The organism is Solibacillus isronensis (assembly GCF_023715405.1).
In the GTDB taxonomy this organism is placed as follows: domain Bacteria; phylum Bacillota; class Bacilli; order Bacillales_A; family Planococcaceae; genus Solibacillus; species Solibacillus isronensis_B.
Map to the genome: position 1 here is coordinate 1,420,709 of NZ_JAMBOC010000001.1, position 14,756 is coordinate 1,435,464.

The 14,756-nt window shown below is 37.5% G+C and carries 13 protein-coding genes; 6 read left to right on the top strand and 7 right to left on the bottom strand.

Translation table 11 applies throughout. From position 1 onward, the window contains the following. The first annotated feature begins 141 nt into the window (after positions 1 to 141). Positions 142 to 957, top strand: coding sequence for a S1C family serine protease (locus M3166_RS07280; RefSeq protein ID WP_251688763.1), 816 nt, complete (start codon positions 142 to 144; stop codon positions 955 to 957). 292 nt (positions 958 to 1,249) lie between these two features. Here M3166_RS07280 and M3166_RS07285 read toward each other — a convergent pair whose 3' ends face one another. The 5 genes from M3166_RS07285 to M3166_RS07305 form a co-directional block, all read right to left on the bottom strand. After that, a complete protein-coding gene (locus tag M3166_RS07285; RefSeq protein WP_251688765.1) occupies positions 1,250 to 2,266 on the bottom strand; it encodes an inorganic phosphate transporter in 1,017 nt (338 codons plus the stop codon). Between the two features lie 17 nt (positions 2,267 to 2,283). After that, positions 2,284 to 2,904: a DUF47 domain-containing protein gene (locus M3166_RS07290; protein ID WP_079525974.1), complete on the bottom strand. Its 621-nt coding sequence runs from the start codon at positions 2,902 to 2,904 to the stop codon at positions 2,284 to 2,286. Positions 2,905 to 3,296: 392 nt separating this feature from the next. Next, entirely contained in the window at positions 3,297 to 4,103 is an 807-nt protein-coding gene (locus M3166_RS07295) for an MBL fold metallo-hydrolase (RefSeq protein ID WP_251688767.1), read from the bottom strand. A 149-nt stretch (positions 4,104 to 4,252) separates the two neighbouring features. Then, positions 4,253 to 5,050, bottom strand: a complete 798-nt coding sequence (locus M3166_RS07300; protein WP_251688769.1) for a sulfurtransferase — start codon at positions 5,048 to 5,050, stop codon at positions 4,253 to 4,255. 14 nt (positions 5,051 to 5,064) lie between these two features. Then, a complete protein-coding gene (locus M3166_RS07305) occupies positions 5,065 to 8,676 on the bottom strand; it encodes a dynamin family protein (protein WP_251688771.1) in 3,612 nt (1,203 codons plus the stop codon). A 287-nt stretch (positions 8,677 to 8,963) separates the two neighbouring features. Between M3166_RS07305 and M3166_RS07310 the strand changes: the two genes are divergently transcribed. Then, complete coding sequence (locus M3166_RS07310) at positions 8,964 to 9,416, top strand: DUF4275 family protein (protein ID WP_251688773.1); 453 nt, start codon at positions 8,964 to 8,966, stop codon at positions 9,414 to 9,416. After that, positions 9,413 to 9,874 (top strand): DUF2691 family protein, encoded by a 462-nt coding sequence (locus tag M3166_RS07315; RefSeq protein WP_251688775.1) that lies wholly within the window; start codon positions 9,413 to 9,415, stop codon positions 9,872 to 9,874. The genes M3166_RS07310 and M3166_RS07315 overlap by 4 nt, the downstream gene beginning before the upstream one ends. 92 nt (positions 9,875 to 9,966) lie before the next feature. Here M3166_RS07315 and M3166_RS07320 read toward each other — a convergent pair whose 3' ends face one another. After that, positions 9,967 to 10,884 carry a LysR family transcriptional regulator gene (locus M3166_RS07320; protein WP_251688777.1) on the bottom strand — a complete coding sequence of 306 codons (918 nt, stop codon included), beginning with the start codon at positions 10,882 to 10,884 and terminating at the stop codon, positions 9,967 to 9,969. A 78-nt stretch (positions 10,885 to 10,962) separates the two neighbouring features. On the opposite strand from M3166_RS07320, the gene M3166_RS07325 reads away from it, so the two are divergent. From M3166_RS07325 to M3166_RS07335, 3 genes are all read left to right on the top strand, one after another. Next, on the top strand, positions 10,963 to 11,055 hold the full coding sequence (locus tag M3166_RS07325) for a DUF2332 domain-containing protein (protein ID WP_251688779.1): 93 nt from the start codon (positions 10,963 to 10,965) through the stop codon (positions 11,053 to 11,055). Positions 11,056 to 11,069: 14 nt separating this feature from the next. Continuing rightward, a complete protein-coding gene (locus M3166_RS07330) occupies positions 11,070 to 11,972 on the top strand; it encodes a DUF2332 domain-containing protein (RefSeq protein WP_251688780.1) in 903 nt (300 codons plus the stop codon). Between the two features lie 140 nt (positions 11,973 to 12,112). Beyond that, positions 12,113 to 12,763: a ZinT family metal-binding protein gene (locus tag M3166_RS07335; RefSeq protein WP_435368073.1), complete on the top strand. Its 651-nt coding sequence runs from the start codon at positions 12,113 to 12,115 to the stop codon at positions 12,761 to 12,763. A 65-nt stretch (positions 12,764 to 12,828) separates the two neighbouring features. Here M3166_RS07335 and M3166_RS07340 read toward each other — a convergent pair whose 3' ends face one another. Continuing rightward, a complete protein-coding gene (locus tag M3166_RS07340) occupies positions 12,829 to 14,748 on the bottom strand; it encodes a penicillin-binding transpeptidase domain-containing protein (protein WP_251688784.1) in 1,920 nt (639 codons plus the stop codon). Positions 14,749 to 14,756: the final 8 nt, after the last annotated feature.

The window sequence follows — 14,756 nt, forward strand, 5'->3', positions numbered from 1 at the left end:
GTATGTGATGGATTGCACGAAGTATTTTCAATTTAGTAATATGAAATAATTCACAAACTTCCAAAAAAAATTTTGAATCTGCTCTTTTTGTCTCAAATTTCGTGTACTTTTGTTACACTTATACATATCGGAGGGAACACAATGACAGAGAAAACGAATACTGAGGAACTGACAGAAGAAGAATTTTTGGAACTTGTTTTGGAAGAACAGGAAAAGGCGCTTGCAAAAGCACGAGAAGAACGTTTAAACCCACAGCCGAAAAAAACGAAAAAGCAAAAACCATTTGTTCGAATTGTAGTATGGTTGATGGCATTAACATTAGCTTTTAGTACGTTTGCCGTGATTTTCAATGTATATTCCATTCCTGCGATTGAATTTTTAAAAGTATCATCACAATTATCTAATCAGGAAAATATTCAAACATATAAACAATCTGTTGTCACAATTAATACCGACTCAGGGAAAGGGACAGGGTTTGCGGTATCAGAGAATGGCTACATAATAACAAATGATCATGTAATTGAGGATGCGTTGACGATTACCGTTGTATTTCCGGATGATACGCTTTATAAAGCTGAGGTTGTAGAATCATATGAAGATTATGATTTGGCATTGTTGAAAGTGGATGCTGAAAACTTGCCGTTCCTGCCACTTGCCACAACGAGCGAATTCCGTAAAAATGAGGCCGTCTTTTTTATCGGAAATCCGCTTGCATTTAGCGGGATTGCCAATAAAGGAACGATTATCGGCTATACAACTGCCGCAGACATTCAGCCAGATATCATTATGATGGACGCACCTGTTTATCGCGGAAATAGTGGTAGCCCGGTCATTAATGAAAACGAAGATGTAATTGGTGTTGTGTTTGCAACAGGAACTCGTGAAGGGCACGGGAAAGTCGGATTATTTATTCCGGTTGAAAATGTGCATGCGCTGTTTCAGACATATTTGAAATGATCTGGGGAGTGAAAAACTCGTGTTACGGTGTGGTGAGAGCGCGGCGTATTGTATATTAGAACATTTATGACTGATATTAGAAGAATTGAATGCTATTTTAGAACTTTCATATAGTTTATTTGAAGATCGAGCGCTCATATTAGAACAAACGTGCACTTTATTAGAAGATCTGCGATATATTAGAACTTTTCAGGTTATATTAGAACAACTCGCAACTTTATTAGAAAATCTACCCTCCACCCACAAACAAAAAACGGCTGCTCAATATTAATTATTGAGCGCCGTTTTAAAATTAGAAAATAAGACTAATTAAGAAGTAGAATAATGCGGCCATTAATGCGGAAATTGGCAATGTGATAAACCACGTAACTACAATTTTACGCGCCATTCCCCATTTAACACCTTTCACACGCTGTGCTGCACCAACACCCATAATTGCAGAAGAAATTACATGTGTAGTCGAAACCGGTAATGCGATGACTGTTGCACCAAAAATGATTGATGCAGAAGTTAAGTCCGCCGCTACCCCGTTGACCGGACGGATTTTCATAATTTTACCGCCGACTGTTTTAATGATTTTATATCCGCCTACTGATGTCCCAAGACCCATCGCCAATGCACAGGCAAAACGTACCCAATTCTGTACTTCATCTGTTGATTGCAAGTTTGCTGCGATTAGAGCCATTGTAATAATACCCATCGCTTTTTGGGCATCGTTCGTACCATGTGTAAACGATTGTAAAGCCGCTGTACCGATTTGAGTCAAACGGAACGCTTTCGTTGTTCCATACAGTGGTGAGCGGTGGAAAATAAATTTGAATAACTTCATTACGATAAAACCAAGAGTTAATGCTAAAATCGGCGAAATAATTAACGCCTGCAATATTTTAAAGAAACCTTCATAGTTTAAAATATTCATACCTGCCGATGCAACTGCTGCACCAGCAATTGATCCGATCAATGTATGTGAAGAACTTGATGGAATACCGAAATACCAAGTTAGTAAGTTCCATGTGATGGCAGAACATAATGCTGCCAAAATAACTACAGATCCTGTTGTATCCCCTTCAAACGCGTTCAAAGAGAAAGGATCCACAATTCCAGATGCTACAGCTTTTGCTACGCCTACAAACGTCATCGCACCTACGAAGTTCATCACTGCCGCTAAAAGAACAGCTACTCGAGGTTTTAAAGCACGCGTCGAAACAGATGTGGCGATCGCATTGGCTGTATCATGGAAACCGTTAATAAAGTCGAATGCCAGCGCAAAGATGACAACGAGTACGGTAATGATTAATAACGTATCCATAATTTACTCCTTTTTCATTATGCATTTCGCATAATAATTGATTCGATTGTATTCGCTACATTTTGGCAGTAGTCCGCAATTTCTTCTAACTGCTCATATAAATCTTTAAAGATGATTAAGCGAATTGGATCTTTCTCAGTCTGGAATAGTTCAGTAATGGATTTACGGAAAATTTCATCACATTCACGCTCATAATCTTTGATCAGAATGGCATGTTGACGCATTCCGATTAAATCTTTTTTATTCAATAACTCCATTGCTTTTACTGCTTCATCTGATGATTTGGCAATATAGTCTACGAAGTCACGCATATACTGATTTACTTCTGTAAATGAATACATTTCAAAGTGGGCAATTGTATTTTCAATGCCATCCAGAATATCGTCCAGTTTAATGGCTAATGATAGAATATCTTCACGTTCAATTGGTGTCATAAACGAATCGTTTAATTTCACGATTAATTCATGAATCAGCTTGTCCCCAGCTGTTTCATAGGACTTCATTTTAATTTGAATTTGTTTTAGTTCTGATACTGTAGTAATTGTCGATTCTTTTGCATAGTTGGCACCTTGTTGTACATTTTTTGCAATATTTAATAATCCTTCAAAAAATGGATCCGGCTTTTTAGAGTTAAACATCGAATAAAATCCTCCTAAAATAAAGTTTGTAAATTAAAACCTAGGTAATCATAACACCGAGTTTTCAATATCTTCAACATTAATTTATGTTATTTACAAAAGCTTTACAATTGTGAAACATAGTTTTATAAACACATCTTGTTAATTTTAGCCCTTTTTTGATGAAATATTCTGAAGTCAATCACTATTTGTTGATTTAATGCTTTTATTCAGCCTTTTTTTCAGCATTTTCTACAAAAGTTAACTTTTATTCTTCCATACCCATTATTAAGTAATGTTAATTGTAAAGCTAATGTAAATTTTAAGTTTCGTAATAGTTATTATTTCCGCTTCAATTTCAAATATAAAAAGCCTAGTAAGTTCCTACTTACTAGACGGTAAACATATATTATTTACTTGTTTAAGACAGAAGATACGATATGTGCCGCATCCCATTCACCTAAAGACAGTTTTGTAATCGGATACTTTTTATTGAAAAGCTGCGCTGTAATTTCGGCAGCTGTCAAACCCTCTTCGTTCATCATTTCTATTTTATAACTTAGCTCTTTTAAATAATTAAGTTTTCGCATTAAAGCGTCTCTACCATTTTCGATATATCCCGCATGGTTACAATATATTTCAAGAAAATCATACGTTAATACTTTCTCCAGTGATCGGATAATTTGAGGGATGCTTTCTTCTCGCAAGACGACTTTTGTTTTCGGCGTCACATACAGATCACCTGTAAAGAGTTGACCTGTCGATTCATTTAAATAGGCTACATGGTCTTCTGTGTGTCCGGGAGTTTCAATCACTTTCCAATCTGCTGTTCTTGATGAAAAAGCATCTCCGACCGGCTGTGCAAGAAACGGCTGCCTTGCCCCCCAGAAAAGTTTGCGATATAAAGGATAGCCTGCCTTCTTAGCACATTCTTCAATGTTGAGCGAATGCATAAATATCGGCAAGTTGTATGTTTTCTGCAAATAATGCGCGCCTCCGGAGTGATCTTCATGATAATGGGTCAACATAATCTGATCAACGTCCATCTGTTCAAAAAAAGGCATAAACTGCTTAAGAAGTGAGGCAGAACCCGTATCAATTAATATACCGTCCACTTCAAAGCAATGAACATTTAAATAAACTGCCTGAAATTGAACAGATCCATTTATCATTTTTACTCCGTTCTTTTCACTCAGCTCAATTCTTTTCTTCAATAACACATTTCTCACTCCTTTGACCGTTATTTTTCTACAATACCACTTTATTGTAAATATTGGAAATCAAGGCCATACTTTCGTTAAATTTTCCGGACGCCAAAAAGCCGCTATGTAAAATTAATTTACATAACGGCCTATTCAGCAGTTCCAATCTATTTTTCGACAGAGTGATGATTTACCCAATCACTATAGCCTGCCATATAGATTTTTATATTTTGATAGCCTGCTTCCTTTAATACTGTATAGACCGGTGTAGCAGTAACACCTGATCCGCAATAGACAACTACTTCCTCTTCTTTTGGAACTTGCGCGAGAAGAGAAGACGTAATAACCAGTTCTGAGCCATTACGCAACTGTTCCCAATCATAGTTTTTCGCTGTCGGAATATGTCCTGCCACTTTATCAAACGGCTCTAATTCACCACGGTAACGTTCCGGTGCGCGGGCATCAATTATTGTCGCTTTTCGCTTACCTTCAATAATATGCATAATATCCTGACGTTTTATTAAAATATCATCATTCCACTGCAAATCAAGCTTGCTTTCCTTAAATACAGGTACTTCTGTCGAAACTGGGAATCCAGCTTCCTTCAGTGCCTCAAAACCGCCATTTACAACATAGGCATGCTTGAAGCCAGCATAATGCAATATCCACCATGCACGAGTTGCGAAAGCTGCAGCACCTTGATCATAAATATAGATGGCATCATTGTAATTTAAACCATGTTTTTGAAACAAAGCCTGAAGTTGCTTCTTTTCCGGAAGCGGATGTCGGCCTTCTTCTTTCGTTAAATCTGATAGGTCGGTATTTAAATCCCAGTATACAGCTCCTTCAATATGGCCCTCTTCATACATCTTTCTGCCTGACTCTAAATTGTTCATATCAAATCTTGTATCGATTAAACGACCTGTTCTTTCCATTCGATTTGCGGTCACAAAAATATTCGTCATTAAAAAGATCCTCCTTACGCTTGTAGTTGCGCGTAAATATCTTTCCAAACAGCTAAGCGACTTTCTTCTTGAAGTAATAAACGTTCTGTTTCAATCTGCTCGACTGCCTGTTCAAGCATATGCTGGCGCAATCCTTCTGCCTCAATGGCGATGTAGCTTCCCGCCCATTCCATAATTTTGGCTTTTTCAGCATCCAGATAATTTTGTGCATTTGGTTTTGTTAATTGCTCCAATGCATCGCGCAATTGCTCTTTCTCGTTCTTTTCAAAGAATGCTTTTACATTTTTAAAGTGGGATTTTACCCCTTCATATGGCGCCGAATCTGTAAATGGACCTGTAAAATCCAAAATTTCCGGCTCTTTTGATTCATAGCTTAAAAATGCAAAGCTTGGGTTCAGTTCTTTTAATTCACGTGACTCATCTTTAAACAGTTCCTTCATTTTCTTCTCAACAAATTGCGCTAAACGGAAGTTCGTTACACGTAATTCCTGAGCGAAGTCAAAGCTTAACGCCTGCAGCACTTCTTTTAATGCTGTTTGCAATGCTTGCTGTGCAGGCATTTGCGCGAAAGTGGACGGATTATAGCTTTCACGGTAGAAGTCCGGATAGCGGTAGTACACACGTTGCAGTACATAGTATAACAGTTCATCCAGCTCTTGCTTTGTTTCACTTTCAAGCATGGCTGTCTGAGTTGACTGGAACTTGGAGCGCACTAGCTTTTCCAAATGAGCCAATTCTTCAAGACGCTCATCTTTACGTTTCAGGTTTTCTTCAGTTTGTGTAATTAAATCATTCAGACGTGCTTCTGTTTTATCCACTTCTTCTTGAAGTGCCTGTACCGCAATTCCCATCAGTTCATCATTCAGGAAGTGATGGAATGCATCTTCAAATGGTGCCATACCTGACTGATGCTCGAGCTGATCCTGCTTTTCTTTTAAGGCCAGTAAACTCGATACTCCGTACAGTCTTGGGAAACGGATACCGAAGCGTTGTAGCTCTGAACGAACATAGCCTTTTACTTCTTCCTCTTCTTCCATTGTAGAAGCCAAGTCAATCGCATTTACGATAAAGAACATTTTATCCAGTTCAAACGCATCTTTTACTCGTCCTAGCTGGATTAAGAACTCACGGTCCGCTTTTGCAAATGCATGGTTGTAGTACGTAATGAAAAGAATGGCATCGGCATTTCGAATATAATCGAACGCTACACCAGTATGACGTGCGTTGATTGAATCGGCACCCGGCGTATCTACTAATGTTACACCCATACGCGTTAGTGGTGAATCGAAGTAGAAATCGATATTGTCCACGAAACAAGAACGGTTTTCCTGTGCTACGTACTTTTCAAAATCATGGCGGTTAACACGTAATGTCGTTCCCAATTTTGTGATGAATGTTTCATAACCTTCCGAATACGCACGGATAAATGATTTATGAACATTCAGGCGCTCATCTGTTAATGGAACAGCCAGCCCTTCATCTGCACGATCATACGCTTCTTTTAGTGAAGATACTTGAAGGCCAATCGCTGCATACGAACCTTGAATATCTTCAAGTAGCTGCGCTTCATTTTTCAGATGAACATCGGCTGTTTCATGCGGATGTTCCGGTGAGACAGGACGGATTTTATTGATCGCTGCTGTCGTCGGGTTTGGTGATACAGGTAATACGCGCTCACCCATCAATGCATTTGAAAAGCTTGACTTACCCGCACTGAATGCTCCGAATAAGGCAATCGTAAAGTCGCGTTTTTGCAGACGTTCCACTTTTTTCGTCAAGAAGCTGGAAACTTCTTTGAAGCCTTGAACATCTTTAATAATATGCGCCGTCTTCAATGCTTTTTCAGTTACTTTATCAACATTCAAACCTGAACCCACTTTTTCCTGCGTTTGTTCAGCAGCAATTTCTGTTTCTTGACCCTTTAACTGCAGCATCGATTCATCAAATGGACGAATATCTTTCAATGCCTGCTCATGCTCACGCTTCCAGTTTTCCAAATGAATTTTGGATTCCGCGCGAACTTCATTGGAAACTTGTTTCATTAATGTATTGCTGAAAGCCTGGAATATCTCAATTTGCAGTATATGCTGAAGCGCATGCACTTTTTCGGACATTGCATTAATTTTAAGCTTAACAGGTGCTGCTGCTTCACGCGCAACCTGTTCCAATGTATCTTTTTGCTCTAGCTTCCATGCATCCGTTGTTTGAATAAAGTAACGTTTTGTCGCATCTGAAACACGATTTGCAAAGTTTAATACCGCATCTCCCGTTATTATCGCGCTCTTTTGCACTTGATCTTCAATAATCGAGAACGGGAAATTAAATTCCTTCTTGTCAATGCTTGCGGCACGTTCGTCATTCAATGCACCGACATCTTTTAACGCTTGCTTCATCAATGCTTTTATATGACCGGTAATTTGCGATTGGACAACATGGTTAAAGCTTGCATATGCTTCTTCCTGACGTCGCGCTTTCTCTTCTGCTGTTTTCTTTTTCGCAGTAAACAGTCCGCCAACTTTAAAGTCCTCTTGCTGACTTTCTAAATAGGCACGTAGTTTATCACGAACATCCGCCGGCATAATCGCAGCATTTGCAAGCAAGTCTTTACGTTTTTCATCGAACTGCTTATCAAATACATCAAACGAGAATAGTTCTGTTTGACGCGTCAGTTTTTCATATTGCTCTAAAATATCATCGCGATGCTGCCAGTCATCTTCAGAAACGAGTTCAGCGTACGTAGTGAAGCGATCCTGCTTCTCCTCTTCCAAATACGCTTCATGCTCATGCTGTAGCTTCGTCAATGTATTTTCTGCAGTTGAAATTAATTGTTCCTGCCAGTCATTCATTGAATCCATTACGATTTTCTTCACTTGTTCAAAATCGTTGTTCGGAAGCTCTTTTTCACGCAGTGATGTGAAGAAAATATTTTTCGGGTAAACACCCCAAGCAGCAAATGAGTTATGAACTGACTGCTTGAAATCTTCAAATGACAGTTCAGCTTCACGGTGCTTGTCTATTTGATTGACGATCAAATACACGTTCGGATTGTATTTCATCAATTGCTTTGTAAATTGGAAATTCAACTCTGATTGCACATGGTTGTAATCCATTGTGTAAAACACCATATCGGCAATATGCAACGCAGATTCCGTACTCATCGCATGCGCATCGTCCGTTGAGTCAACACCCGGAGTATCCATCACAGTAACCCCTTCAGGTAAGCTTGATGTACTATGTCCAATTTCGATTTGTGATACCAATTCGCCGTTTTTGCTCAATTCTTTTACTTGTTTAATATCATAGCCCGCTTCAAATTTTACCGGCTTTTCATTGTGCAAATATAGAATCGCATAATCTTCATCCGATTTATGCACTTTAACAATGTTCGCACTTGTCGGAATTGGACTTGTCGCTAAAATGTTTTCCCCCGACAGTGCATTGATCATACTCGATTTACCTGCAGAAAAGTGACCGGCAAACCCGATAACAAATTCCTTTTGTAAAAGTTTGCGTGCAAATAAATGAAGCTTTTCAATTCGTTCTGTATCTTCATTTTCTTTATAAATTATGTATTGTAATGCCGATTGCTGTAACAATCCCTGAATTTTCTCGTCAAACATCGTCATATTACTACCCCTTTATATCAATTTATATCTTTTTGCCTTAAATTCGCCATATTTCTATAGTACCATGACCAGTCAAGAAAATCGGCTAGTATTTTATTAAAATTATTATTTCATTATTTTCCCATTAAAGATCAACTTTTATCTTATGAAATTGCTATTTCGGAATAACCAGATTATTATGCGCATTTGAAAGCATTTTTATGATTGTTGTCTAAAGATATAAAAAATCTTATCATTACCCAACATAATATCAGTATAATGAGAAAATAAAAAGATTGGAGCAGCTAATGGACGATTTATCTAAAAGATTGAGTAGAAAAAACATGAAATTTACCGAGAATCTTCACTGGGGGATATATTTTAAAAAGCAATGGGAAAATGCATTTGCCCATCATTTACTTCAGGAAGAAAAAGAAAGAATTTTTCTTATTGGAGACCATTATTTTAGTGGTTACTTGTGGCATCTGTTCAGTTACAAAATGATTCCCCATCTGAGCCAGATTAAAGCCGAAGAAGCTTTTAATTCACTTAAAAAAACAGAGTGCTATATTTTTTATGAACATTTCCCTGAAGTTTTCGATGTTGAGGACGCTAATTCATTAAAAGCAGAAGATTTATTAGAGGAAGAAGATATTTATATAGTAGATAAAAATTTTACTTGGACGTATGTCGTTACTCACGAGGAGAGTTGCGGTCCTTATTTTACAATTAAATTACTGGAGGAGATGATGAAGCAATGAGAGGGGTATCCTTTGAAATACCGAACCGGTACGGCCGTTATTTATATGACATTTTAGAAGACATCAACATCAAAAATTACTTTTGGAAATCAGGTGACGGAGAGGCATATTATATTGATAATAAACAGATAGGCGAAGCAATGTTCCCGCAGCCTTATACATATAACGGTCAAGACCTTTACAACCGAATCTCTGCAAAAGACTATTATGTTTTATTTGCAGACTTAAAAGCATTTAAGGAAAACACACATATACAGGGTATTGCTACATATGAAGATTTCCTTAATAGCCAGTGTGAAATCGCCCTTTTAATTGTTGATAGTTCCTATATAACAATTTATGTAAAAGATCAACATGTAACTGAACGTGTTTATAGAAAAGCGGTTCAGAATGGGTACGAAAATATAGCTTACATTACGGATCATAATGACCCTCGTACAGCATTGACCTTATTTTAAATAAATGCGTGAAGCAATAATTATTGCTTCACCTTTTTTTATTAAATTTAAATTCACTAATAAAAAACTTAACTATGCTCCCCCCTTTTTCCTCAATAATCTATTGAGCTTTTTCGGATGAAACTCGTCAGAGGAATAATTTTAGTAGAATTTCTTAAGTGGCTCATATAAATATCAACTGGATAAATAGTCCCGATCGGACCTATATCCACCACCCTTAATAAATCTGCTTCAATTTCCTCTGAAATCAAACTTTCAGGCAATAGCCCGATACCTAACCCTTCCTTAATCAATTTTATAGCAAAAATAACATCATTTATTTTGTTGAATTTCTTTATATCGTACTCATTATTTAACCATTCAACTAACGGGGTATGTTCATCTAAATAACCTATATAAAGCGGATGCTCATTAAAAAGCGCCTTAAGCTGTAAATCAAGCTCCTTTTCCGCAAGCTGAAATTTTGAAGAATATACTATTCTCAACGGGGAACGGTCAATTCGCTCCGAATGAAATTCTTTAGAAATGAATTTATGTAAACCTAGTGCTACATCTATTCGTTGTTCTTTTATTGCACTCTCTAACTGCATCTGATCTTCCATTTTAATTTCCACGTTGTATTGTTGATGTACTTCAATAAAATTATGTATTCGCTCTAATAGATTCGTATGAAGCAAAGCGGGTGAAACCGAAATTATTAATGGAACAGTCGGATGTAGAGATTCCAGGAGAATTTCTTTCGTACTTGCTTCTATTTCAGCCACAAGTTTTTTGGCCATAGGATAATATTTTTCACCAATTGCAGATACCTTTACCTTTGTATGTTCCCGGTGAAACAATTGAACTTGTAAATGTTCCTCCAATAACTTCATATGTACAGTAATACTGGGCTGGGAAATATACAGTTTTTCTGCCGCCGCTCGAAAGCTCCCTTCTTCAACAACCGCTATAAATGATTTCAACCATTTTATATCCATATTTATCACCTTCTTATTAATATTATTAATCAAATACATTAAAACTCATTAATTCTATTAATTGTAAGTCTATTATACACTGTAAGCAATACATGAAATGAGGTGTTTTAAATGGAACAACTAGTCGCAGTTTTTAGACGTTTTGCCAAACAGGAAGCGAAAAACAATAGCCCACTTTACGATATTGGTGTGAAAGGATTATAACAAATGAGCAACTATTGCATCTCATTATGCATATTCCGGAGACACAGCCAAAGCCGAATTTATTTTTTGGGTCTGTCCAGTATTTATCAGCCCAAAAAGAAACCCCTCTAAAACGAATATTCGAAAATCCTTATGAAGTAAATCTGGAAGAAAGCTTTCAATTACTCATCGGTTTCTGTACACAACACTCGGATGAACTGTTGCAGTTGTTTCAGACAAAATCCGTTCAAACAAATGAAGTCCAACGTGCCAGCTATCTTTACCCGATTTTCTCGGAAATTGCCGAAGAGGCGAAACTACCATTATCATTATTGGAAATCGGTACAAGTGCAGGACTTTTGCTTAATTTGGATGGGTATCGATATGAAATTGAACAAGAACCGCCGATTTCATTTGGCAATGAAAATAGCCCTCTCACTCTTTTTGCGAAAAACTACGGCACGCCTATAACTTCTGTGAAAAGCCTGAACATTGTACACCGATTTGGAATTGATTTAAATATTATTGATCTACAAGATTCTGATGAATATTTATGGCTGAAAAGTTTAATTTGGCCCGAACAAATTATACGGAAAGAAAATTTAGCGAAAGCAATGGTGATTCACCGGCAATATTCAAAGCTTTTACTAACCGGAGATTTTAGAAATCTTATTCCCCCACTATTTGAAAACCATGAACTTCAAAATAGCCAAATTATTATTTTCCACACACATGTAGCAAATCAGTTTTCCGCTACATTAAAGTCAGAATTATTGGTACTGCTTCAGCAACTAAGCCATATTCATAGCATTTATCACATCTACAACAATATGTATGATAAGGATTTACATGTGGATTTCATTGATGCTGGTATAACTAGAACCGTCAAAATACTAGAAAATACTGATGGTCATGGGAAGTATTTTAGGTGGAATTAACTTCTCAAATAGTAATAATTACGATTTGTATTGACAAGCAAGGCACAACTATATAATATTATAAATCGTAACAGTTACTATTTAGGAGGTAAGGTATGAAAAGGAAATTAAATTGTTTAAGTATTTTAGCGTTTAGCATCATGCTGGTTGGTTGTGCTGAAAATTCTAAAGAAGAGGTCAATGCAACTGCGGATGTTGTAACAGAAGAAAAGGCTCATGAGCATGATCATCAACATGAAATTAATGAAAAACAGGAAAAAATTTATAACGGTTATTTTGAAGACGAAGAAGTACAGGACCGGCCATTAAGCGATTGGAGCGGCGACTGGCAATCGGTCTACCCTTATTTGCAGGATGGTACTTTGGATGAAGTTTTTGAACATAAGGCTTCCCATGATGACAGCCAAACATTTGAGGATATTAAATCTTATTATGAAACTGGCTATAAGACTACTACGGACCGTATTGTCATTGAAGATCGTTTTATTACATTTTATGATCATGGTCACGCGCATAAAGGAGAATACACATATGATGGTTATGAAATATTAACCTATGAAAAAGGTAATCGTGGGGTCCGGTTTATTTTCAAACATGTCGGCGAAGAAACAGGCGTCCCGGCTTATATTCAGTTCAGTGACCATATAATCGCACCTCAAAAATCAGGGCATTACCACATCTACTGGGGGGATGATCGTGAAGCTTTATTAAAAGAAATAACGAATTGGCCAACCTATTACCCTTCAAATATGGAGGGCCATGAGATTGCACACGAGATGATAGCACATTAAAAATGTGTACACAAAAACAACCATTTGCTCATTGAGCAAATGGTTGTTTTTCAAAAAGTTTAATATTATTTTTCTAAATAAAGATGAATAGTGCCATCTAGTTCTAATACACTTTCCGGCTCAGGTAACTGCGCTTTTACTGTCTCGCCTTCTCCATGTACTTTAATTTGATAAGGATATTCCAACTCCATAATTTCATTAACAGATACACCTACTAAATCAGGTACGCGCTCCGTCAATTCATCACCCCAGCGATATTGCTTTTCCAATTGGCCTTCTCGATCTTTTTCGATCCCTAAAATAGGTGCAATATCTTCAATAATCTGTCCAACAATCGGCGCTACAATTGTACTGCCGAATACTAATTCGCCTTTAGGACTGTCAACCGCTACATATACGACAACTTCAGGATCATTTGCCGGTGCAAAACCTATAAATGATACGATATAGTCCCCATCTTTATAGCGTCCATTTTCTACTTTTTGAGCAGTACCCGTTTTCCCGCCTATGCGAAGTCCATCCCGGTAAGCAGCCCGCCCCGACCCATTTGCTACTACTGACTCCAGCGCGTCTCTTACTATTTTGGAAGTTTCCTCACTGACCACATTGCGTTTTAAGGTCGGCTTATTTTCTATAACCACTTCTCCACTTTCCGGGTTGTATACTTTTGAAACAACATATGGCGTAAAGAGTTTACCGCCATTTACAGCTGCAGAAACTGCCTGCACTTGTTGAATAGGTGTCACAGATATACCTTGCCCAAAAGAAGTGGTGGCATGTTCAACCGGTCCAAATGCCTCTTCGGAAAATAATATACCTGACGCTTCTCCGGCAATATTAGAACCAGTTGTTTTACCAAACCCAAAATCCTTAATGTACTTCATTAACTTGTCAGCACCTACTCGTTGACCAAGTTCGATAAATCCCGGGTTACAAGAATTTTCCACTACTTGTAAAAACGTTTCCTCTCCATGACCATCACGTTTCCAACAGCGAAGTCTTACACCTTCCACCATCGTATAACCTTTATCAAAAAAAGTATCTTTTTCGAGATCCACTACATTTTCTTCAACAGCAGCACTCAGTGTAATAATTTTAAAGGTTGATCCCGGCTCATATGTCATCCAGACCGGCAAGTTCCGGTTATAAATAGATGATTCTACTTCTTCAAACTTATAAGGATCGTATGTAGGATATGAAGAAAGAGCTAAAATCTCACCTGTTTTAGGATTCATCGCAATGGCCAGTGCCTGTTCTGCGTTATATTTTGTCATAGCTTGAGACAGTTCTCGTTCAATTACTTTCTGAACTTCCACATCAATTGTTAAGCCTACCGTTGCCCCTTGCTTCCCTTCCCGCCATTCATCATTCACATGGGGTAATGCCTTCCCCTTTGCATCAGTAAACAACTTAATTGCTGCATCTTTAGAAGTCAAAAGTTTATCATATTGATATTCAATTCCTGCAAGTCCCTGCGAATCATACCCTGTAAATCCGACTAGTCGTGATAACAAATTCCCGTACGGATAACTCCTGTCATAATCTACACCACTATATAGTCCGTCAATTTTCAATTCTTGAATTTTAACGGCTTGTTCGTATGAAATATTTTTCGCTTCCGGTGCAAGTTTGACTAGATAGCTTTTAGAATTCATTTTTTCGTATAAATTTTTGGCGTCCAACTTAAGCACCTCTGCAATCTGGTTTGCAGCTTCTTCAATATTCTCATTCTGTGTTGGCATGAAATAAAGCGTTGGCGCTAATTCATTCGTAACAATAAGTTTACCGTTTCGATCCGTAATTTTTCCGCGCTCTGAAGTAAACGGGATTTCCCGATCCCAATTCGTCTTGGCAAGTTCCGTTAGTTTATCATGCTGAATAATTTGCACATAAAACAGTCTTATAAAAACAATTACTCCGAAAAGAATAAAAGCAGAAAAGATTAATCTCAATCTTTTTTTGGAAATAGTTGAAATCCACTTCAAAAAATTCA

Coding starts and splice junctions, on each gene's coding strand:
- M3166_RS07280 (WP_251688763.1), top strand. CDS start 142: ATGACAGAGAAAACGAATACTGAGGAACTGACAGAAGAAGAATTTTTG.
- M3166_RS07285 (WP_251688765.1), bottom strand. CDS start 2,266: ATGGATACGTTATTAATCATTACCGTACTCGTTGTCATCTTTGCGCTG.
- M3166_RS07290 (WP_079525974.1), bottom strand. CDS start 2,904: ATGTTTAACTCTAAAAAGCCGGATCCATTTTTTGAAGGATTATTAAAT.
- M3166_RS07300 (WP_251688769.1), bottom strand. CDS start 5,050: ATGACGAATATTTTTGTGACCGCAAATCGAATGGAAAGAACAGGTCGT.
- M3166_RS07305 (WP_251688771.1), bottom strand. CDS start 8,676: ATGACGATGTTTGACGAGAAAATTCAGGGATTGTTACAGCAATCGGCA.
- M3166_RS07310 (WP_251688773.1), top strand. CDS start 8,964: ATGGACGATTTATCTAAAAGATTGAGTAGAAAAAACATGAAATTTACC.
- M3166_RS07315 (WP_251688775.1), top strand. CDS start 9,413: ATGAGAGGGGTATCCTTTGAAATACCGAACCGGTACGGCCGTTATTTA.
- M3166_RS07325 (WP_251688779.1), top strand. CDS start 10,963: ATGGAACAACTAGTCGCAGTTTTTAGACGTTTTGCCAAACAGGAAGCG.
- M3166_RS07335 (WP_435368073.1), top strand. CDS start 12,113: ATGCTGGTTGGTTGTGCTGAAAATTCTAAAGAAGAGGTCAATGCAACT.